The sequence below is a fragment of the Kribbella pratensis genome (assembly GCF_004365355.1).
Taxonomy (GTDB): domain Bacteria; phylum Actinomycetota; class Actinomycetes; order Propionibacteriales; family Kribbellaceae; genus Kribbella.
Window position 1 is genome coordinate 405,588 of the sequence record NZ_SODP01000004.1, and the last position, 21,280, is coordinate 426,867.

19 protein-coding genes and 1 pseudogene are annotated in these 21,280 nt (G+C 68.1%); 10 read left to right on the forward strand and 10 right to left on the reverse strand.

The genetic code is table 11. The annotated features are described in order from the left end of the window. Nucleotide 1 precedes the first annotated feature (1 nt). A complete protein-coding gene (locus EV653_RS36290) occupies nucleotides 2–718 on the forward strand; it encodes a hypothetical protein (protein WP_134110303.1) in 717 nt (238 codons plus the stop codon). Here the strand turns inward: EV653_RS36290 and EV653_RS36295 are convergent. After that, the gene (locus tag EV653_RS36295) at nucleotides 715–1,449 is read right to left on the reverse strand and encodes an ArsR/SmtB family transcription factor (protein WP_134110305.1); all 735 of its coding nucleotides are present in this window, start codon (nucleotides 1,447–1,449) and stop codon (nucleotides 715–717) included. The genes EV653_RS36290 and EV653_RS36295 overlap by 4 nt on opposite strands. Nucleotides 1,450–1,515: 66 nt before the next feature. Here EV653_RS36295 and EV653_RS36300 point away from each other — a divergent pair, with 66 nt between their 5' ends. Continuing rightward, nucleotides 1,516–2,658 carry an MFS transporter gene (locus tag EV653_RS36300; protein WP_134110307.1) on the forward strand — a complete coding sequence of 381 codons (1,143 nt, stop codon included), beginning with the start codon at nucleotides 1,516–1,518 and terminating at the stop codon, nucleotides 2,656–2,658. Nucleotides 2,659–2,785: 127 nt separating this feature from the next. Here EV653_RS36300 and EV653_RS36305 read toward each other — a convergent pair whose 3' ends face one another. Next, nucleotides 2,786–4,318 (reverse strand): serine/threonine-protein kinase, encoded by a 1,533-nt coding sequence (locus EV653_RS36305; protein ID WP_370359286.1) that lies wholly within the window; start codon nucleotides 4,316–4,318, stop codon nucleotides 2,786–2,788. Nucleotides 4,319–4,370: 52 nt separating this feature from the next. On the opposite strand from EV653_RS36305, the gene EV653_RS36310 reads away from it, so the two are divergent. The 6 genes and pseudogenes from EV653_RS36310 (at nucleotide 4,371) to ptsP (ending at nucleotide 10,256) form a co-directional block, all read left to right on the forward strand. Next, nucleotides 4,371–4,931: an RNA polymerase sigma factor gene (locus EV653_RS36310; RefSeq protein WP_134110310.1), complete on the forward strand. Its 561-nt coding sequence runs from the start codon at nucleotides 4,371–4,373 to the stop codon at nucleotides 4,929–4,931. Nucleotides 4,932–4,957: 26 nt separating this feature from the next. After that, a complete protein-coding gene (locus EV653_RS36315; RefSeq protein WP_134110311.1) occupies nucleotides 4,958–6,187 on the forward strand; it encodes an MFS transporter in 1,230 nt (409 codons plus the stop codon). Between the two features lie 43 nt (nucleotides 6,188–6,230). Beyond that, the gene (gene dhaK, locus EV653_RS36320; RefSeq protein WP_134110312.1) at nucleotides 6,231–7,235 is read left to right on the forward strand and encodes a dihydroxyacetone kinase subunit DhaK; all 1,005 of its coding nucleotides are present in this window, start codon (nucleotides 6,231–6,233) and stop codon (nucleotides 7,233–7,235) included. 2 nt (nucleotides 7,236–7,237) lie between these two features. Continuing rightward, complete coding sequence (dhaL, locus tag EV653_RS36325; protein WP_134111005.1) at nucleotides 7,238–7,861, forward strand: dihydroxyacetone kinase subunit DhaL; 624 nt, start codon at nucleotides 7,238–7,240, stop codon at nucleotides 7,859–7,861. 16 nt (nucleotides 7,862–7,877) lie between these two features. Further along, nucleotides 7,878–8,288, forward strand: a pseudogene (gene dhaM / locus EV653_RS42815) (dihydroxyacetone kinase phosphoryl donor subunit DhaM); the annotation flags it as partial. Between the two features lie 51 nt (nucleotides 8,289–8,339). Continuing rightward, entirely contained in the window at nucleotides 8,340–10,256 is a 1,917-nt protein-coding gene (ptsP, locus tag EV653_RS36330) for a phosphoenolpyruvate--protein phosphotransferase (protein WP_370359396.1), read from the forward strand. Here ptsP and EV653_RS36335 read toward each other — a convergent pair. Then, entirely contained in the window at nucleotides 10,235–10,960 is a 726-nt protein-coding gene (locus EV653_RS36335) for a hypothetical protein (RefSeq protein ID WP_134110314.1), read from the reverse strand. The two genes, ptsP and EV653_RS36335, sit on opposite strands and share 22 nt — an antisense overlap. Next, a complete protein-coding gene (locus EV653_RS36340) occupies nucleotides 10,957–11,241 on the reverse strand; it encodes a GNAT family N-acetyltransferase (RefSeq protein WP_202871992.1) in 285 nt (94 codons plus the stop codon). Before EV653_RS36340 ends, EV653_RS36335 begins: the two co-directional genes overlap by 4 nt. A gap of 117 nt (nucleotides 11,242–11,358) precedes the next feature. Here EV653_RS36340 and EV653_RS36345 point away from each other — a divergent pair, with 117 nt between their 5' ends. Further along, nucleotides 11,359–11,823 (forward strand): pyridoxamine 5'-phosphate oxidase family protein, encoded by a 465-nt coding sequence (locus tag EV653_RS36345; protein ID WP_134110316.1) that lies wholly within the window; start codon nucleotides 11,359–11,361, stop codon nucleotides 11,821–11,823. Nucleotides 11,824–11,863: 40 nt separating this feature from the next. Here the strand turns inward: EV653_RS36345 and EV653_RS36350 are convergent, their stop codons facing one another. Beyond that, nucleotides 11,864–14,218 carry a beta-L-arabinofuranosidase domain-containing protein gene (locus EV653_RS36350; protein WP_238160692.1) on the reverse strand — a complete coding sequence of 785 codons (2,355 nt, stop codon included), beginning with the start codon at nucleotides 14,216–14,218 and terminating at the stop codon, nucleotides 11,864–11,866. Nucleotides 14,219–14,465: 247 nt separating this feature from the next. Between EV653_RS36350 and EV653_RS36355 the strand changes: the two genes are divergently transcribed. After that, nucleotides 14,466–15,437, forward strand: a complete 972-nt coding sequence (locus tag EV653_RS36355) for a LacI family DNA-binding transcriptional regulator (protein ID WP_134110318.1) — start codon at nucleotides 14,466–14,468, stop codon at nucleotides 15,435–15,437. On the opposite strand, the gene EV653_RS36360 is transcribed toward EV653_RS36355, so the two are convergent. Genes EV653_RS36360 through purS form a run of 5 tightly spaced genes read right to left on the reverse strand, consistent with a single transcriptional unit; the run spans nucleotide 15,426 to nucleotide 21,211 of the window. After that, the gene (locus EV653_RS36360) at nucleotides 15,426–15,920 is read right to left on the reverse strand and encodes a DUF1707 SHOCT-like domain-containing protein (RefSeq protein ID WP_134110320.1); all 495 of its coding nucleotides are present in this window, start codon (nucleotides 15,918–15,920) and stop codon (nucleotides 15,426–15,428) included. The two genes, EV653_RS36355 and EV653_RS36360, sit on opposite strands and share 12 nt — an antisense overlap. A gap of 42 nt (nucleotides 15,921–15,962) precedes the next feature. Further along, entirely contained in the window at nucleotides 15,963–18,236 is a 2,274-nt protein-coding gene (gene purL / locus EV653_RS36365) for a phosphoribosylformylglycinamidine synthase subunit PurL (protein WP_134110322.1), read from the reverse strand. A 1-nt stretch (nucleotide 18,237) separates the two neighbouring features. Then, on the reverse strand, nucleotides 18,238–20,277 hold the full coding sequence (locus tag EV653_RS36370) for a hypothetical protein (RefSeq protein WP_238160693.1): 2,040 nt from the start codon (nucleotides 20,275–20,277) through the stop codon (nucleotides 18,238–18,240). A gap of 14 nt (nucleotides 20,278–20,291) precedes the next feature. Beyond that, a complete protein-coding gene (gene purQ, locus EV653_RS36375; RefSeq protein ID WP_134110326.1) occupies nucleotides 20,292–20,963 on the reverse strand; it encodes a phosphoribosylformylglycinamidine synthase subunit PurQ in 672 nt (223 codons plus the stop codon). After that, nucleotides 20,960–21,211, reverse strand: coding sequence for a phosphoribosylformylglycinamidine synthase subunit PurS (gene purS, locus EV653_RS36380; RefSeq protein ID WP_130387955.1), 252 nt, complete (start codon nucleotides 21,209–21,211; stop codon nucleotides 20,960–20,962). Before purS ends, purQ begins: the two co-directional genes overlap by 4 nt. Between the last annotated feature and the right edge of the window lie 69 nt (nucleotides 21,212–21,280).

Consider the following 21,280-nt stretch of genomic DNA (forward strand, 5'->3'; position numbering starts at 1 on the left):
CGTGAAGAGGACGATGTCGCGGCGCGCGCTGCTCGGCGCCGGCCTGCTCACGCTGGCCGGGGTCGGTGGCGCCGGCGGGTACGGCGTCGGCCTGTTCCTCACCGAAGAACCCAGCCTGGCCGGTACTGCGGCGCCGCTGCCGATGGCAGCCACCTCGGAGCCAGGGACGACGCCGACCACACCGGCCCCGCCGCCGAAGCAGATCGTCCCCGACGACACCAAGGCGCTGGACAAGGACGACCTGGAGTACAGGATCCGTGAATTCACCGCGACCAGCGTGGTGCGGTCGGATGTCCGACTCAAGGTGCCGAGGGACTGGGGTTTCACCCAACCCGATCCCCCGAAGATCGGCCGCTACACCGACCCGACCTCCAAGCGCTGGATCCGGATCGAGGCCGGGTTCACCATCCGTCGGCCACCCGCTGAGTCGATGGCCCAGAGGCTCACGGACCTCGCCACGGTGCCGGCCGCTCAGATGCTCTCGATCAAGTCCAGCACCGTGGACCCGCAGACCAAGGAAGCAACGCTGGTCTACACCTACGTGCCGGAGAACTCGCTCCGCTACGTGATCATCCGGTGGGTCGCCAACCACGAGGGTCTGTGCACCTTCGAGATCGCGGTCACAGGGCTGCCACAGGACCGGGAAGCCATGGAAGACATCCTGGACCACGCGGCCAACTCGGCGACCCGGGACGACTCACCGCTACGCCCCTCCTAGCCTGTCAACAGTCCGGCGAGGGCTTCTTGGCCGGTGGGGGTCAGGTCGACGGCTCGTTGGTTCGGGCGGCGGTGGAGCCAGTTCCGGGTCAGGAGGCTGTCGACGACGGATGCGCCGAGTTGGCCTGACAGGTGATGGCGTTGTTCGCTCCAGTCGACGCAGAATCTCAGGAGTTGGCGGCGGGACGGCTGGTCGTTCAGGTCGACGCCCAGTTCGCCGAATACCTCGGTGGCGTTGGGGCCCAAGGCATACGGGGCGTCCGGAAGTTGTGCGGCCAGTGGGTCGTTCGGACGACGGTCTGCGCCGACGCCGCCGTCGGTGCGGGTCAGGGCGGCCCGGCGTACCAGACCGTCCAACAGGGCGACGCCGAGGCGACCGGCCAGGTGGTCGTAGCAGGTGCGGGCTTCGCGGAGTGCTGCCGCGCGGGTGCTCTGCCTGAGCGACTTGATCGGTTGGGGTTTCGCGATGCGGGCCAGGGCTTCTACGGCCGCGGCCACCTCCGGTCCGGACAGCTTGTAGTACCTGTGTCTCCCGGACCGCTCGACCGCGACCAGACCGCCGTCCAGCATTTTGCGCAGGTGACCGCTGACGGTCTGCGGAGACACACCGGCCTCTGAAGCCAGCAAGGAGGCAGGCAGCGCGCGGCCGTCCGCCAGCGCCATCAGGACCTTCGCCCGCGCAGGCTCGGCCATCAGGCCGGCGGCGCGAGCCACATCGGCATCTCCGCTCATGCAGTCCATGCTCACACCGTCATACTTCGGCGCAACCCGAAGTGTTTCGGTGGAAACGTGGGAAGCATGCTTCTCGCGTTGCTCTGTGGCGGAATCTTCCTCGTCCAGCTCGACGTGACCGTGGTCAACGTCGCGCTGCCGACGATCCGGACCGGCCTCGACACCAGCGCATCCGGGCAGCAGTGGGTAGTGAGCGGCTACATGATCACGCTGGCCGGGCTCCTGCTCGTCTGCGGAGCACTGGGCGACCGCATCGGCCACCGCCGTTCGGTGCTTGCCGGGCTGATGGTCTTCGGCTGCGCGTCCCTGGTGTGCGGCATCGCGCCGAACATTGAGCTCCTGGTCGCAGCCCGGGCACTCCAGGGCGTCGGCGCCGCGCTGCTCCTACCGGGCACGCTGGCGGTCATCACGGGTCAGTATGTCGACAGCGCCGCGAGGGCCCGTGCCGTTGGGATCTGGGCCGGCGCGGGCGCACTCGCTTTGGTCGCCGGGCCAATCCTCGGCGGCGTACTGGTCAGCGGATTCAGCTGGCGGGCGGTGTTCCTCATCAACCTGCCGATCATCGCGTTGGTGCTGCCAATGGCGTGGCGGATGGTGCCGCGACGCCGTACCGATCGACGCGAGGCACACGTCCGGCTGCGCATCGGTCCGGCGTTGGTCGGCGCCAACGTGGTCTCCGGCCTGATGAATCTGGTTGGTCTAGGCACGCTGCTCGCTCTGACCCTTTATCTACAAGAGCATCTGGACCAATCCGCACTCCGTTCCGGTCTGGAGTTACTGCCTGTCCTGCTGCCGCTAGCAGTCCTCGGCCCGGTGTCAGGCCGGATCACCGCTCGGTACGGTTCTCGGCTTCCGATGTCGTTCGGCCTTGCTCTCGGGGCGATCGGATCGTTCTGCCTGTTGGTCGTCCGCCCGGACAGCCGTTACGGCGCGGTCATTCCCGTGGAGATCTGCCTGGGCATAGGCATGGGTTTGCTGACCGCCGCGGTTGTGCATGCGGCCATCGCAGCGCTGCCCCCGGATCGCGCCGGACTGGCCAGCGGCGTCAACAACACCGCGCGGCAGGCCGTCGGCGCAGCGGGCGTAGCGCTCTACAGTGCGGTCTTGAGCCACTCCGCGACCTTCACCGCAGGTCTCCACACCCTTGCCTGGGTCGGCGGCGGCCTGTGGGTGGTTACGCTCGGCATCACCTGGCTGACAGTCGACTAATCGACCGGCCAGATGGTACGGAAGATCGTGGAACGCAGCCGATAGAACGTACGACGGGCAGACTGCATCAGCGCCGGCGACGGCCGCAGCCGTTCGGTCGGAAAACGCATGGGGGACTTCCTCAGCGCTAGTACTTCACCGAATTGGCGATCTCGGCAGCCCGAGCGGCATCCGGCGTGATCACCTGGACGAGCAGCGAGCCGCCGTCCCCGCGATCGACGACCCGTTCGAACAGGACCATATCCGCCCCGGCGCATCCACTGGAAATCCGGTCCGTGGTCGGCCGGTCATTGAACGTGCCCGGATACGTCGGACCGGGTTTGCACCCGAGCGCCTTGTTGTCCGGGAGGGCAAGCTTCGAGCCCGCGACGCCGATGAACACTCCCGGCGTCCTCGCTGACCAGTCTGCGTCCCGGCTGACCCGGAACGCAGGCGTCCGGGCCTTGCTGCCCGGTGCCAGCCAGTCGGTCTGGGCCATCGACCTCGCCCAGGACCGCGGCACTGTCACCTGGAACGGTCCCTGCGAGACGACGATCGCCTTGCGACTGGACAGGTACCACTGTCCGGCGTACCCGGCGCCGCCGCCGACCACCAGCGCCAGTAGGGCGGCGACGACCCACCGGCTGCGCTTCCGCTTCGGCCTGGGCTCCGGCTCGACCTTCTCTGTGACTTCTTCTGGTACGGCGGGTGCTTCAACCGCGACGGTCTCTGCGTCCACCGACGGCTCGGCGAGCTTCACGACCGTCGGCTGGTTCTCGTCGCTCAGCGCGGTCTTCACACCCAGGTGATCCGTGTCCACGGCAACCAGATCAGGGATCGCCAGCGGGAAATGGTGCGTGGTCTCGTCGAGCCCGCCCACGAGCTCCCGCGTGAACGACTGCACGTCCGGCCAGCGCTTCTCCCGGTCCGGGTCCAGCGCCCGGACGATCGCGGCGTCGACCTGCTCCGGCAGCTCGAACCCGAGCGAGCTCGGCGGCGGAGCCACCTCGACCCGGCTCGCTGCGCCGAGTCCGTCGACCTGGTGCGGGGACCGCCCGGTCAGAGCGGCGTACGCGACGGCACCCAGCGAGTACTGGTCGGCGCGCTGGTCCAACCGCTCCCCCAGCGCCTGCTCAGGAGCGACGTACGACGGGGTGCCGCCGGGCATCGTGATCCTCGACACCTCGTCGAGCGACTTGCCCAGGCCGAGGTCGGACAGGACAGCCCGCTCACCGTCGTCCGTACTGCGGAACAGAACGTTGGCCGGCTTCACGTCGCGGTGCAGCAGACCGCGCCGGTGCAGCGCCTGCAGGCCACGGCCGACCTGGACCACCACGTCCACCGCCTCGGCCAGCGGAAGGGGCTTCTCCTTCAACCGGTCGGCCAGCGTGCCGCGATCGGCGTACGTCAGCACCAGAAAAGGGCGGCCGTCCTCCAGTTCGCCGACGTCGTGCACCTGGACGACATGCTCGGACTCGACCCGGCGCAGGAACCGGCCCTCCTCGAGGAACCGGTGCCGGACCGAATCGTCGTGCCCCCAGTTGTCCGCGAGCACCTTGATCGCCACTTCAGCATCCAGTTGCTCATCGTGAGCAAGCCATACCGTAGCGAAACCGCCTGAGCCCAGGCGTCGGCGCACGACGTAACGCCCGAGTCTGGTTGGGACCCCCATACAGGGCATTATGGAGTACTGGAGTGTCCCGTGCCGGGGCCGATCGAGAGCAAAGGCGCAGATGAGCGAGAGCACCAGCCCGACCGACGACCTCGCAACCCTCGCGGAGCAGGCGCAGGCGGGTGACAAGAACGCGATGGACGACCTGCTGCGGCAGGTCTATCCCCGTGTCCTGCGGATCTGCCGCAGCGTCCTGCCGTACTCCGCCGACGCGGAGGACGCGGCCCAGGAAGCGCTGCTGAACATCGCCACCAAGATCAACACGTACTCCGGCCGCAGCAGCTTCTCCACCTGGGTCCACTCCGTCGCGGCGAACTCGGCCCGTTCGACGTACCGCAAGCTGAAGCGCAGCGCCCAGGCCGCACACAACCCGGAGCAGATGGAGAAGCCGGACCCGCGCACCACCAGCGTGATCGCCGGCACCCGTCTGGACCTCCTGGAGGCGCTGGAGACCCTGGAGCGCGACCGTCCCCAGATGGTCACGCCGCTGGTGCTCCGCGACGTCTACGGACTGTCCTACGAGGAGATCGCCGCCGAGGTCGGCGCACCGCTGGGCACGGTCAAGTCCCGCATCCACGACGCCCGCGAGGTCGTCCGCCCGCTGCTGCGCCCCAAGGACTGACCTAGCCCAGGCATACCCTCCGGGTTATGTCCGCCCGGGGGTTATTGCACAACGGTGACTATCTCAAGCTGCTGACCGGCCAGACGATCAGCTCCATCGGCTCCGCGATGAGCTCGTTCGTCTTCACCCTGCTCGGCTTCGCGATCACGGGTTCCCCGGTCCAGGCGGGCCTGATCGGTACGGCGTACGCGCTCGGAGCAACCCTGGCCGCGCTCCCCGCGGGTGCGCTGGCGGACCGATGGAGCCGGCGCCGGATCCTGATCGGCTACAGCTTCCTCGGCGCCGTCCTGTTCGGTTCGGTGGCGGTCGCCGGCTGGCTCGGCCACCTCACGCTCCCGCACCTGGTCGTGGTTAGCCTCCTGAACGGCGCCGGGTTCGCCATGTTCATGCCCGCCGAGTCCGGCGCGCTCCGGCAGATCGTCGCCCCGGAGGACATCAGCACCGCCCTCGCCGCCGCGCACGGCCGGCAGAACCTCGCCGGCCTGACCGGCGCACCGCTCGGCGGCCTGCTGTTCTCGATCGGCCGGGTCATCCCGGTCGCGGTCGACGCGATCTCGTACCTGGTGATGGCGATCCTGCTCGTGACGATCCGCCATCCGCTGCCGGCCGCGAAGCCGGACGGCGACGCGCACGAGCCGATGCTCAAGGCGATCCGCTCCGGCCTGACCTGGCTGTTCCGGCAGGCGTCGCTGCGGACGATCGCGGTGGTCGGCACGATCCTCAACTTCGCCGCGAACGGGACCATCCTGGTCCTCATCCTCAGCATGCAGCAGCGCGGCGTGCGGCCGTCGGTGATCGGGCTGCTGGAGACCGCGATGGGGATCGGCGGGCTGGCCGGCGCGATCGCGTCACCGAAACTGCTGTCCAGATTCACCACCGGGCGGATCACGGTCGTCGCCTGCTGGATCATCACCGTCACGTTCACCGCGACCGCCGCCACCACGCGTCCCGCCGTACTGATCTTGCTGCCGGCGTTCGCGATCTTCCTGCTGCCGGCGCTGAACTCGGGCCTGTTCGGCTACCAGATGCTGATCACACCCGACAACCTCCAGGGCCGGACGCAGAGCGCGGTGATGTTCTTGTCGAACATCTCGATGCCGTTGGCTCCGTTCCTCGGTGGACTGTTCCTGGAGACATTCGGCACGAGTACAGCGCTGCTGATCTTCGGCAGCCTGCTCGTGGCCGGCTCAGTGTTGCTCACCGTCAGTCGATCGATCAGGTCGATCCCGTTGCTGGCCGAGGTGGAGGCCGTCTGATCGGGGGCTCCCGTTCTGGGCGGGCGTGTGCTCAGATGGGGACATGAAAAAGCTCATCAACGACCCAGGTGATGTTGTGAGTGAAGCGCTGCAGGGGATGGCGGCAGCGCATCCGGATCGGTTGCGGGTGGATCTGGAGAACCGGATCGTCTACCGCAAGGACGCGCCGAGACCGGGCAAGGTGGGGCTCATCTCCGGCGGCGGGTCGGGGCACGAACCGATGCACGGCGGGTTCGTCGGGCTCGGGATGCTGGACGCCGCGTGTGCGGGTGAGGTGTTCACGTCCCCGGTGCCGGACCAGATGATGGCAGCGACCAAGGCGGTCGACGCGGGCGCCGGCGTACTGCACATCGTGAAGAACTACACCGGCGACGTGATGAACTTCGAGATGGCGGCCGAGCTGGCCGCGGCCGACGCCGGCACCGAGGTGCAGTCGGTCGTGACCAACGACGACGTTGCCGTCCAGGACAGCCTCTACACGGCCGGTCGCCGCGGCGTCGGTGTGACCGTGCTGCTGGAGAAGATCGTCGGCGCGGCCGCCGAGGAGGGCCAGCCGCTGCCTCAGGTCGCGGATCTCGCCCGCCGGGTGAACGACAACGGCCGCAGCATGGGGATGGCGCTCACGTCGTGCACGGTCCCGGCCGCGGGCAAGCCGACGTTCGACCTGGCCGACAACGAGATGGAGGTCGGCATCGGCATCCACGGCGAGCCCGGCCGTCAACGGTTGCCGTTGGCCCCGGCGCGCGAGATCGCCGCCATGCTGGTCGACCCGGTCGTCACCGATCTTCCTTACCAGCAAGGCGATTCGGTCATTGCCTTCGTCAACGGCATGGGCGGTACACCGCTGATCGAGCTGTACCTCATGTACAACGAGGTAGCCCAACTCCTCGACCGCGCCGGCATCACCGTCGCCCGCTCCCTCGTCGGCAACTACATCACCTCACTGGAGATGGCCGGTTGCTCGGTCACCCTCCTCAAGGTGGACGACGAACTGGTACGCCTCTGGGACGCCCCGGTAAACACCCCAGGCCTACGCTGGGGCGCGTGAGCATGGGAGTCGATGCCTTCGTCAACTGGTTGCGGGATGCTGCGGGTGTGCTGCATGAGAATGCGGCGTATCTGACCGAGTTGGACTCGGCGATCGGGGACGCGGATCATGGCGCGAATATGGATCGCGGGTTTCAGGCGATCGTTGCAGTGCTGGACGGGACGTCGTTCGAGAGCGCTGACGAGCTGTTGAAGAAGGCCGGGATGACGCTCGTCAGCAAGGTCGGTGGGGCGAGTGGGCCGTTGTACGGCACGTTCTTCCTGCGGTTCGGGACCGCGCTGGCCGGTGTCTCGTCGATCAATGCCGAGGCGGTGGGCAAGGCGCTGCACGCGGGGGTCGAGGGTGTGCTTGCCCGCGGCAAGGCTGAGCTTGGCGACAAGACGATGTACGACGCCTGGGCACCCGCGCTGGAGGCGTACGACGCTGCGGTGGCGGGCGGATCGGAGGTCGGTCCGGCGCTGACCGCGGCGGCGGAGGCTGCGGCGAAGGGGCGGGATGCGACGGTGCCGTTGGTCGCGCGGAAGGGGCGAGCGAGCTATCTGGGCGAGCGGAGCGCTGGGCATCAGGATCCGGGAGCAACGAGTACGACGCTGATCCTCGAGTCCGCCGCGCGCACGCTGGCATGACGGTTCGGATAACTGCATGATCGGCATCGTGGTGGTGTCGCACAGCCGCGCATTGGCTGAGGCGGCGGTGGGGCTTGCGTCGGAGATGGTTGCCGAGGACAAGCGTCCGGTGATCGCGGTCGCCGCTGGGCTGGACGCGACGACGTTCGGCACCGACGCGATGGCGGTCTCGGAGGCGTTGACTGCTGCGGACAGCCCGGACGGCGTGCTGGTGCTGCTGGATCTCGGTAGCGCTGTGCTGAGTGCGGAGATGGCGCTCGAGTTCGTGGATCCGTCCGTTGGGGACCACGTCCGGCTGAGCAGTGCTCCATTGGTGGAAGGGCTGGTCGCGGCGGTCGTGACTGCTTCCACCGGCGCATCGCTCGATGCTGTGGTTGCCGAGGCAGAACGCGGTTTGGTCGGTAAGCAGGACCACCTCGGCGATACTCCGGCCGCGGAGGCTGCGGCTGTTGTGGAGGCCGACCAGAGCGTTGAGGTTGTGCTGGGCAACGAACATGGTCTGCATGCCCGACCAGCCGCCCGGTTGGTCGGGTTGGTCAACGGGTTCGACGCGACGGTCACGCTCACGGACTTGGACACCGCCCGCGGTCCCGTGGATGCCGGCAGTCTGAGCATGGTCGCAACACTGAACGCCCAGCAAGGCCATCGGGTCCGTGTGAGTGCAAGCGGTCAGCAGGCATCCGAAGCCCTGGCCGCGATCGAGAAGCTGGCCGCCGAAAACTTCGGTGACGCGCCCGCAACAGGAGCCGCGCCCAGCGGCTCAACAGCCGGGGGACCGTCCAGCGTGTCTGACTCCCCTAGCGGAACAGCCGACAGGTCCACAGCAGGTGGGTCTGGGTTGGATGTGGCCATTGGGCCTGCGGTGGTCCTGGGGTCTGAGGTTGACCTGAGTGATTATGTTGCCGAGGACAACGAACTCGAGCGACTGAACCAGGCCGTGGAAACCGCCGCCGAGCAGCTTCGCGAGCTGCGGGACACAACCCCCGAGCACGGGGACATCTTCGTGGCTCACCTCGCCTTGCTGGGGGACCGGAAGATTCTCGAGGCTGTCGAGCATGCGATCTCCGGCGGCTCACCGGCTCCGGCCGCCTGGCGGGACGTGTACGACGAGCTGGCGACCACCTTCGAAGGGCTCGACGACGCCTACCAGCGCGAGCGGGCGCAAGACGTCCGCGCAGTACGAGATCGCGTACTGCGGATCCTCGTCGGCGCGACCGAGGAGACACCGACGGACGGCATCCTCGTCGTACCAGAGCTGGACGCGGCAACTGCGGCAACGCTCGATGCGACCCGGATCGCGGGGATCGCGGTACGAGCCGCCGGGACGACCGGCCACGGTGTGATCGTCGCGCGCTCGCGCGGCATCCCGCTCATCACCGGGATCGGCGAGGTCGACGTACAGCCCGGCGCAACGATCGCCTTCGACGCGCGGACCGGATCCTTCGAGGTCGAGCCGGACGAAGACCAGGTCCACGCGACGATCCGCGAACGGCAGAGCGAGCGCGAGCAAGCGGTCACCGAAGCCAACGAGCCCGCCATCACCCGCGACGGCAAGACAATCGACGTGCTGGTCAATGTCGGTGTCGTCCAGGATGCCGTCGACGCACGTGGCGCGGACGGGTCAGGCCTGGTGCGGACCGAGGTGCTCTTCGGCGACCGTCGGACCGCGCCGACCGTCGACGAACAGGTCGAGACCTTCCGCGCGATCGCACAAGCGCTGAAGAACAGGCCGATCACCATCCGCACCTGGGACATCGGCGGCGACAAGCCGCTCCCGTTCCTCCCCCAGGCCAAGGAGGCGAACCCGTTCCTCGGCGAGCGCGGCCTCCGCGTCTTCCGCCGTCGCCCCGAGCTCCTGCGCGACCAGCTCGAAGCCATCCGTCGGGTAGCGACCGAGACGCCGGTCCACGTGATGTTCCCGATGGTCACGACCGCCGACGAAGTCGCCTGGGCACTGGACGAGCTCGGACCACGGCACGGTCTCGAGGTCGGCATCATGGTCGAGGTGCCCGCCGCCGCGTTGCGCGTTGCCACTCTCGCCAAGGATCTCGACTTCGTCAGCATCGGCACGAACGACCTCACGCAGTACACAACCGCCGCGGATCGCACCAACACCGCGGTCGCGTCGCTCGCCGACGGTCTGGACCCCGCAGTCCTCCAGCTCATCGACCACGTCGTACGCAACGCCGGCGTCCGCGTCGCAGTCTGCGGTGACCTCGCCAGCAACCCACAGGCCGCAGTACTACTCGCAGCCCTCGGCGTCACCGAACTCAGCGCTGTCGGCCCACAGGTGCCCCTCGTCAAAGCACGACTGCGACAGGCCGACCTCAGTCAGGTCGACACTGCCGCAGTGCTCAATGCAAGGGACGCGGATCAGGTGCGCGGCCTGCTGTAGTAGCGCAGCTCAACCAGGTTGAAGCCAGAGGTGCGTGAGGGCTTGGCGGGGAGGGTGTAGGACTCGCCGGGCTCCAGGTACGTCACGTCGGGGTGCTCGAGGTCCAGGTCGACCACGAGGGCCGGGTACGCGCCGGTGTGCCAGGTGTACGACTCGCCGGCCTCGGGTGTCACGTGCTGCACGCGTACATCGTCCTCGTCGACGACCACCTTCACCGGAAGTTCGCCGGCCTCGGGTGTCACGTGCTGCACGCGTACATCGTCCTCGTCGACGACCACCTTCACCGGAAGTTCGCCGGCCTGATCGAAGCCGGACTCCGCCGGGACGCCCGCGATCACGAAGTACGGGTCGCCGCTCGCCTCCTCGCCCAGGTCGAGTACCTCGATCAGGCGGTTGAGGTACAACGCGTCGCCGTCGTTCGTGAGCATGTGCACCGGGGACACCGGGCGGTACACCGACCCGCCGACCGTCTCACTCAGCTGGCGCGCCGGACTGCCGTCCAGCCAGTCCATGTGGCACGGAGATGTCGACAGGCACAACACGACGTACGGGTTGTGATGCAGGTGCCAGCCCTGTGCCTCGCCGGGCTGCAGCGACACCTCCCACACGCGCACACGCGAGTTCTTCAGCAGCACGCGGGTCCCGATCTCACCCAGTACGACCTCGCTGCCGTCCGGAGCGGTGACAGTGGTGCCTGCAGTCATGCGGTCTCCTCAATCGATCGTTCCATCGCGACGCCGGCGAGCACAGTGCCGTCGGGCATCGGCAGCTGAGCCGCCTCCACCTCGGTGAAGCCAAAAGCCTTATAGAGCGGTACTCCGGGCAGCGTCGACATCAGCGCCAACTTGGCGAACCCCCTCGTGTTGAACAGCTTGTTCCGCCGGCTCCACCCGCCGCAGGCGACGATCTCGCCGTCAGCCTCGTGCACGTAGTAGGTGCCGTCGTGTCCGTCCGCCGGCACCGCGAGCCGCAGAACAGCCTCCACGCGCACAGGCTAGTTCAGTCCGGAGTCGCTTCGTCTGGCGCCTCGCCTGGTGTTGGTGTGCGGCGTAGTGTCGGCGACAGGGTGCGGGGCGCTCGGTGCCCCGCGGGGGAGGTAGTCATGACGACCATGCAGGGAGATCTCGCAGTTCTGCAAGATCCGGTCGCACAGCAGTTGCTCGAATGCCGTCAGCCGGCCCGGTTCGCCTATCTGTGGACCGACGGCACACCGCGGGTTGTGCCGATCTGGTTCACCTGGACCGGCGAGGAGATCGTGTTCGGCACTCCGCCGAGGGCTCCGAAGCTGAAGGCATTGGCGGCGAACCATGACGTCGCGGTCACCATCGACGAGAGTGCGGCGTGGCCGTACAAGGTCCTGCTGGTTCGGGGCGACGCCACGGTCGAGCTGCAGGACGACGTCGTACCGGAGTACGCGCAGTCCGCCCACCGGTACATGGGACCCGAGCAGGGTGCCGCGTTCTTGTCCCAGATGCGGGGCATGCCGATGGCACGCGTGGCCGTCCGACCCACCTGGGCGGCCGTCCTCGACTTCGAGACCAGATTCCCCAGCGCCCTGCAGCTGTAAGGGGCCTGTTCGGCCTGCCGCACTTGACAGCTCGGCCCCGTCATGCGAACAGGAGCTGCAGCAATCCGCCGGAGTACGTCGGGCGCAGTACTGCCTCCAGCCGGACGTACTGCGCATGCACCGGCGTGAACGTGGTGGTGTTGAGCCGGTCGACTGCAACGTCGTACGGCGTGGTGTTGTCGACCGCCCGCCAGGTGTCCCCGTCCAGCCACTGCACCCGCCAGGACTGCGGTACGCGGCACTGACCGGAGCCCGTGTCGTCGTACCAGTAGGCGGAGACCTCTGACAGCTCACGCGGCGAACGCAGGTCGTACGAGATCCACTCCGTCGTCCCGCGGCGGTCCCACCAGGTGAAGCGCGGAATCGACGTGTCTGCAGAGGACTCCGGTACCCGACCCGAGTCAGGAGCTTCGAGCGAGTCGCCGTCGTTTACATGGGAGGCCGTGATCCGCGTCCGGTAGCTCCACTCCTTGCCGCGCGGCGAGACCTGTGGGAAGGACGTGACCCGCAGTCGAGCCGCACCCATCGGAATCAGCGTCACAGTCTTAACGGGCTCATCCGACCGCGCTGGACCAGGCTGCAGCAGTCCGACCACGTCTTCGGTATCCGTCTCCCACTGCGGGAGCCGTCGCGCCTGCGTGGTCAGCGCGACCGGCACTCCCTCGGTAGTGAAGGGATTCGCGCCGGCATCCCGTCGTACGACGTCAAAGCGTGCACCGGCGACCAGACCGTAGTTCCAGGGGGACTCTGGATAGACGGAGAGCTCAGGCCACTCGTCGGTCCCACCAATGCGCTCGTACCGCTCATCGATCTGCAGCGAATAGGTCAACGGACCACGGTCCACAGACACCGAGCGCTGGTTGTCGTCCCAGACCCTGGTGCTCGTCCGCATCGGCAACACGAGCTCCACGCGGTCACCCGACCGCCAGGTGCGGTCCAGCTTGAGCCAGTCGCCGCTGACGTGAACCGGCTGACCGTTGACCTTGACCGACACGTCATGTGCCCACCCAGGACGCCTTAAATACAAGGGGAAACGAGCCGCTCCCTGCACAGTGAACGAGATGTGGTCAGAGAACGGGTACTCCGTGTCCTGCACGATGCTCACCGTCTCACCGGCAGCCCCGACGCGAGCAGTCACCTTGCTGGCGGCGTACATGGACGCAGCCAGACCGTTGTCCGTAGTCGCCAGCCAGAGCTCCTGCGCGTAGTACGGCCAGCCCATGCCGTAGTTGTGCGGACAGCACCGGTACTGATGCACGCCGTACTTGTACGCCTGCATCGGGAACGGGTTCTGGAACTGCCCGTGCTTCGGCTGGTCGTCCAGCTGCACGCTGTTCGCACAGGTGATGTAATGCATCACCTGCTGCTGCGGGTCGTACGACGCCGGCAGCGAGTTGAATGCCAGCTCCTCACACCGGTCCGTCCACGCCCTGTCGCCGGTGAAGCGGGTGAGCAGTTCGCAGCTGTGCATCAGCTCGACGATCCCGCACGTCTCGAACCCCTGCCGCGGGTCACCGAACCCGGGCCGCGAGTTCTCGTCACCGGCGAACCCACCGCCGGGGAACTGCCCGTAGAGCCCCATCACCGTCGCATAGTTCCGGTACGTCGCCGCGCGGTGCTTCTCGTCGCCGGACAGCAGCCAGTACTGCAGCGGCTCACGGAACCCCTGTGCCAGGTTGACGTTGTGCCACGTTGGAATGCCGTTGACGTAGTCCGCCGACCCGCTGTGCATCTTGGTCACCAGGTCGAGCAGCCACTCGTCTCCGGTGCGGTTGTAGAGCCAGTAAGCACTGTCGATGTTGTCGCCCCAACGGAACGCACCCCACGACCGGTTGAACACCTCTGGTGGCTGCGTGTTCTGGAACCCCAGGTACTTCGACATGAACGGGATGACGCGCTCGTCGCCGGAATACTCGTACCAGGACCGGAACGCGGCCAGCAGCGGCATGCCCGGCCAGAAGTCCGGTCCGCTCTCCAATGAGGTCCGCAGCCGCTCCGGACCGAACCATCCGTCGGCGGCCTGGGTCCCGAGGATGCCTTCCATCCATCGCTGCGTCCTGGTCAGTACGCCGGTGTTGCCGGTGACATACCCAAGGTCGCCGAACCCCCGGAGCCAGTACGGCAGCTCCTCCCACGCTCCTTGCGCAGGGTCGACCCAGCCGTTCGTCTCGTAGACCAGGAAGTCCGAGATCTCGTCGTACCGGCCACACAGTCCATCGATCTGCAGCTCGAGCTGTTGCGCGAGCCAGCCGCGGGGCTCGATCGCACCCGGTGGGAGTTTCTGGAACGGGACCGGCCTGAGCGGCGCGCGCTGCGGGACGTAGTGCCCACCGCGGCCGGCAGGTGGTCCGGACGATGGAGCGGCGTCGGCGTGGCCAGGATCGAGGGCGGTCACAACGGCAGCCGCTGCGAGAGAGACACCAAGGAAGTCACGTCGGGGCATTCCTTCTGGGGTGGGTTCGGGCATGGCGATACGCCTTTCGGGTGACGGGGGCGGACATCACACCGACGGAAAGGCCGCACACGTTTTCCGTCGCTGACAACGTAGGACCGCCAAGGCGCTTGGTCAAGATCAAAGTGCAGGTCAGAGGGGATACCGCGGATTCCTGCTAGGCTTCGGCGCGAGAGTGGGAGGAAACGTCATGAAGAGGCCAAGCGTGCGGATCACCGACGTTGCGGCGCTTGCCGGCGTATCCGCCGGGACCGCCTCGAAGGCGCTGAACAACACCGGCCAGCTCAGCCAGGAGACGCGAGCCCGGGTACGACGGGCGGCCGCACAGCTCGGGTTCACGCCGGACGCCCGCGGCCGGGCACTCTCGTCAGGCCGGACGTACACGGTCGCATTGCTGACCACAGACAGCTCGGGCCGCTTCAGCATCCCGATCATGCGCGGCGTCGAGGACGTGCTGAGCGCGGGCGAGCTGGCGACCGTCCTCTGCGACACCCGCGACGATCCGCTCCGCGAACAGAGCTACCTGCGCGCGCTCGTCGCCCGTGGCGTCGACGGCATCGTCGTGACCGGCCGGCGGACCGAGCCGCGCCCGCCGATCGACGTACCGCTGCCGGTCGTCTACGCGCTGGCTGCCTCGACCGATCCGGCGGACGCCTCGGTCATCGTCGACGACGCGGCCGGCGCCGCCGCGACGATCACCCACCTGCAGGGTCTCGGTCGCACCCGGATCACCCACATCACCGGGCCGGCCCACCACCGCTCCGCGGCAGAACGCGCCGAAGCCGTCGCCGCTGCCCTCTGCACCGAGCCGCTGTTCGGCGAGTGGACCGAACGCTGGGGCCGCCAAGCCACAGACCTGGTACTGCGCCAGCGCCCGGACGCCATCACGTGTGGCAGCGACCAGATCGCTCGCGGTGTCTGTGACCGGCTCCGCGAGCTGGGCCGCTCAGTGCCTGACGAGATCGCCGTCACCGGCTACGACAACTGGCCGGTGATGGCTCTGGCCAGCAGGCCGCCGCTCACCACTGTCGACCTCCGCCTCGAAGACCTCGGGCGCCGCGCTGCCTCCCTGCTCTTGGAGGCGATCGCCGGCAAGCCGCACCACGGCGTACTCGAACTCCCTGCCCAGCTGGTCACCCGGGAGTCGACGCTAGGCGCCTGACTGCCTGCGGTCCTCCCGCCGCGGCCGCGAGGCCCAGCGGTACGTGAAGAACACCCACGCGAGCGCGGGCAGCCCGAAGATCGCCGCTGCGATCTCGCGCCCGAACACCAGCATCAGTAGCCCGACCAGCACGAACGGCACCGCCATCCACACCGCTCCGGCGAACGCCGCCCACCGCCACTTCCCCGGCTTCCGCGCGGCCGGCTTGTAGAGCGACGGCGTCGGAAGTCCGGCGAAGATCGGCTGCAGGTCGCCGTGCGTCACGGCATCGTTCAGCAGATCGACCCGCCGGTGCAGCTCCAGTTCATCCAGCCGCCCGACCGCGAACTGCTCCGCCAGCTCATCTGTCGCGACCCGACGCTCCTCGTCCGTCAACCGGAGCTGGGCCAGCCGCCGCCGCGCCGCCGCGGCCCGAGCCTCCTGACCGGCCGCAGCCGCCAGCCCCATCAACTCCCCCGGCTTGACCGGCCGCCGCTCTGCCATCCATCACCTCACTCGTCCCCACCGAGTGTGCCAGACGGGTGTCTAGTTGAGGACGGATGGCAGAGTCGCTGTCCACGCGGTGCGGAGCTCGGTCAGGGGGATCTCGAACTGGTCCTGTACGTCGAGGGTGTCGCCGGTGATGACGCCGATCTTCGCGTGCGGGAAGCGGCGGGCGGTGCACATGTCGGTGAACCGGACCTCCTCGGTCCGCGGTACGGCGACGACCGCGCGGCCGGCCGATTCCGCAAACAGGAACAGGAACGGGTCGAGCCCGTCCGGCGCCCACACCCGCGCACCGACGCCACCGCGCAGCGCGGATTCGACCAGCGTCTGCGCGACCCCGCCGTCGCTCACGTCGTGCGCGGCGTCGATCAGCCCGTCCCGCGAAGCGTTGATCAGGATGTCGGCCAGCTGCTTCTCGGCCTCGAGGTCGACCGCCGGCGGCCGCCCACCGAGGTGACCGTGGATGACGTTCGCCCACTCGGATCCGGACAGCTCCTCCTCGGTCTCACCGAGCAGGTACAGCTGGTGGCCCTCCATCTCGGCCGTGAACCCGATCGGCGTCCGGCGGGTAACGTCGTCGATCACGCCGAGCACACCGATCACCGGCGTCGGCAGGATCGGGGTCTCGCCGGTCTGGTTGTAGAACGACACGTTGCCGCCGGTAACCGGGATGCCCAGCTCGATACAGCCGTCGACCAGACCGCGGATCGCCTCGGTGAACTGCCACATCACGCCCGCATCCTCCGGCGAGCCGAAGTTCAGGCAGTCCGTGACCGCCGCCGGCCGCGCACCCGTGGTGGCCACATTCCGGTAGGACTCGGCCAGGGCCAGCTTCGCACCGGTGTACGGGTCGAGCTTGGCGAACCGTCCGTTGCAGTCGGTCGAGACCGCGACGCCCAGGCCGCTGGTCTCGTCGACCCGGATCATCCCGCTGTCCTCGGGCTGCGAGAGCACCGAGTTGCCGAGCACGTACCGGTCGTACTGGTCCGTCACCCACGACTTGTCGCAGAGGTTCGGCGACGCGACGAGCCGCAGCAGGGTGTCGCGCAGCTCCGCGCCACTGCTTGCCCGAGGCAACTTCTCGGCGCCGTCGGCCTGCAGCGCGTCCTGCCAGTCCGGCCGCGCGTACGGGCGGTGGTAGACCGGGCCCTCGTGCGCGACGGTCTCCGGCAGTACGTCGACGACGCGCTCGCCGTGCCAGTCGATCTCCAGCCGGCCGGTGTCGGTCACCTCACCGATCACATCGGCCTGGACGTCCCACTTCGCACAGATCTTCAGGAACGCCTCGACGTTCTCCGGGGTGACGCAGGCCATCATCCGTTCCTGCGACTCGCTCATCAGGATCTCTTCGGGCGACAACGAAGCGTCCCGCAGCGGCACCTTGTCCAGCGACACCCGCATGCCGCCGTCGCCCGCGCTGGCGAGCTCCGAGGTCGCGCAGGACAGGCCACCGCCGCCGAGGTCCTGGATGCCCTCGACCACGTTCGCGGCGAACAGCTCGAGCGTGCACTCGATCAGCAGCTTCTCCATGAACGGGTCGCCGACCTGGACCGCCGGCCGCTTGGTCGGACCGCCCTCGGCGAAGGTCTCCGACGCCAGCACCGACACACCGCCGATACCGTCACCGCCGGTCTTGGCGCCGTACAGGATCATCTGGTTGCCGACGCCGGTCGCGTTGGCGAGGTGCAGGTCCTCGTGCCGCATCACGCCGATGCAGAGCGCGTTCACCAGCGGGTTGCCCAGATACGTCGGGTCGAAGACGACCTCGCCGCCGATGTTGGGCAGGCCGAGGCTGTTCCCGTAGCCGCCGACGCCCGACACGATGCCCGGCAGTACCCGCTTGGTGTCCGGAGCGTCCAGCGGACCGAAACGCAGCGGGTCCATCACCGCGACCGGGCGGGCGCCCATCGCGATGATGTCGCGGACGATGCCGCCGACGCCGGTCGCCGCACCCTGGTACGGCTCGACGTACGACGGGTGGTTGTGCGACTCGACCTTGAACGTGACGGCATACCCCTCGCCGATGTCGATCACACCGGCGTTCTCGCCGATCCCGGCCAGCATCTTCCCGGCCGGCGTCTCCTGCGGGATCTCGCCGAACCGCTTCAGGTGCACCTTGGACGACTTGTACGAGCAGTGCTCGCTCCACATCACCGAGTACATCGCCAGCTCACAGCTGGTGGGCCGACGCCCCAGGATGTCCCGGATCCGCTGGTACTCGTCCGGCTTCAGTCCGAGCTCGGCCCAGGGCTGCTCGACGTCCGGGGTGCTGTTCGCGTTGCTAACGGTGTCTGCGTGTGATTGCGGGGACACTTCAGGACTCCTGCACTAGGTGGGACTCAGGTGAAACGGTAGCGGGCTGCCGGGAGGCCATGAGATGAGCCACCAGCAGTGGGACAGCGAAGCCGGCCATGATCGCGGGCAGTGTGACCCCGGCGTCGTTCAACAGCATGCCGACGAGACCGCAGGTCGACATGGCCAGCAGCGTGGGCCTGACCATCGGCACACTGCGGTAGAACTCACGGAAGGACGTCGAGGGCACGCGGTCCGGCAGCACGGTAGCCAGCATGCAGAGGACGACGCCGACGAGCATCCCCCAGCCGCCGGGTCCACTGAAATAGTGGCCCGCCATCTGGAGCTTGCGGATGAGTACGTCGCCCACGTCACCGTCGAGGAGCCGTGCGACGAACGCACCGAAATGGCTGCGCTGCTCGGGCGGACGCAGATAGTCGAGGAAGGCGACCACAGACACCACCAGTACGCCGGCAACGCCCACGCCGATCAGTGCGCGCAGCGAGATCGTGCCCTTCCAGGTCAGCCAGGCCATCAGCAGCACGGCCGGGGTCAGCGCAATGATGCCGCCGAAGTCGGTCCCCCAGCCCGGTTTGCCGTCCACAACGATCGCAGCGCCGCCGATGGCCAGGACGGCGAGCGCGGCCTGCACTCTGCTCTTGTCGAGCAGCTTCTGCGCGGCCCACCCGGCAGTGACGAGCGCACCGACCGCCAGCGCGGCGAAAGTCGAGTTGCCGAAGCCATAGAACCGCCCGCCGATCACAGGTCCGTCGGCGAACATGCTGCCGACCTGCATCGGCGTACCGAGCACGCCATCGACCAGCAAGAGCAGGTACACCGCCAACGCGAGCCCGAGGTATGCGTAGCGCTTCAGGAACACCTGCGCGACGACTGCAGACAACACGCTGATACCGATCGTCACGGCGTACAAGGAGAACCTGGGCGACGGCCACCGCCACCACACAGTCGCCTGCGCCAGGAAGACCGCGATGAAGAACCCACCCTGCACGAGCAGCGCCAACACTGCAGTACGACGGGACGCGGGGCTGCGCCTGATCAGGAACCACGCCAAGGCGAGCAGCTCGGCGCCGACGATCGTCAACGCAACCGCGAACAACATCGGCCTTGGCTGCTCGAACCGTTGGTTGGCATCCAGCCTGTCCTCGATCACCGCCGCCGCATTCGTGTGCAGGTCACCGGTGAAGTGGATCTCCGCGCCGTCCAGCGGTCCTGCCTTCTCGGATCCGGCAGGATCGACCGGCTTGGCCTCACCACGCAGGACCGTGGCTGTGATGTCGGTCAGCTGGATCATGCCGGGGCGGCGGGTCGAGTCGCTGGTCAGCCAGCGCGGCCCGTTGTCCGGAGGGGTCTGCATCGCCACCAGGGTCTGCCGATGCGCATCTGCCGTCTCCTGGGCCACGCCGACGAGCAGCACCCAGCCGCCCGCAGCCCTGGCCTGCGCGACCAGGTCGGCGACATGCTTGCGCGCTTCGGCGCGTCCCTCGCGGAGCGGCATCGCTCCGGCGTCGACGATCGCATCGCCACACGCGGTACCGGCGAGCTTGGCGGCGTCGAACTCCGGGCTCCAGTTGGTGACCGTGCCGTCCGTCTTCGCTACGGCGATCGCCCCGCCCGGACCGAAGCCGCAGACGCGGTCACGGCTGACGCCGAGGCGGCCGATAGGAGCGCCGGTGTGATGCTCGGCCTGCCGGTCGACGTACGTCTGCCAGCCGGTGATCTTGCCGTCGGTCACTGCAGGCAGGTCGCCGCACGGCTGGCCCGGGACATTGCCCCAGGCACGAGTACCCGCGCTGATCGTCAGCCAGCCGTCGATCGGACAGGTGCGCGGCCCGGCCGCCTTCACCGAGATCGACCCGACGTGCGACTGGTTCACCAGAGCAGTCAGCTCCGGCGACGCCTGCACATCACTCCACGTCAGCCCGGGTACGCCGATCACCACGACCTTCGCCATCAGGTCGGCGGGCTGCGCGGCCGCCGTACCTGTGGTCGCGAGGACGACCGCCGCTGCCAGGAAGAGGGTGCGGGCCAGGAGCGACCGCACCCGGGTGAGGCTCATCAGGAGGCGACGACGGCCTTCAGCACCGAGGTGAAGAAGCCCAGGCCGTCCGTGGTCGGTCCGGTGAGAGTCTCGACGCAGTGCTCCGGGTGCGGCATCAGGCCGACCACGTTGCCGCGCTCGTTGGTGATGCCGGCGATGTCGCGGTACGAGCCGTTCGGGTTCTCGTCCAGGTAGCGGGCGACCACCCGGCCCTCACCCTCCAGACGGTCCAGCGTCGCCTCGTCGGCGACGTACGAACCGTCCTGGTTCTTCAGCACGATGGTGATCTCGTGGTTGGCGTCGTAGTCACTGGTCCAGGCGGTGCGGTTGTTCTCGATCCGCAGCGGCTGGTCCTTGCAGATGAACTTGCGGTGGTGGTTCTTGATCAGCGCGCCGGGCAGCAGGTGCGACTCGCACAGCACCTGGAAGCCGTTGCAGATCCCCAGCACCGGCAGGCCCTCACCGGCCTTCTTGATGATGGTCTCCATCACCGGGGCGAACCGGGAGATCGCACCGGCGCGCAGGTAGTCGCCGTACGAGAAGCCGCCGGGCAGGACGACCGCGTCCACGCCGTGCAGGTCGGCGTCACCGTGCCAGAGCGCGACCGCCTCGGCACCGGCCACCGCAGCCGCCCGACGGGCGTCGGCGTCGTCCAGCGAGCCCGGGAAGGTGACGACCCCGATCTTCACTGTCCGTTCTCCACGTGCAGCGTGTAGTCCTCGATCACCGGGTTGGCCAGCAGGGTGTCCGCGGCCTTCCGGATCTCGGCGACCCGTTCCTCGGTCGCCTCACCGTCCAGGGTGATCTCGAAGCGCTTTCCCTGCCGGACGTCGGCCACGCCGTCGAAGCCGAGCCGGCCGAACGCGCCGTGCACCGCCTTGCCCTGCGGGTCGAGAATCTCGGGCTTGAGCATGACGTCGACGACAACGCGAGCCACTGACTACTCCAGGTTCGTTGCGGGGTGACGCCTGAATCCTACCGAGCACGATCCAGAATGCCGCATCCT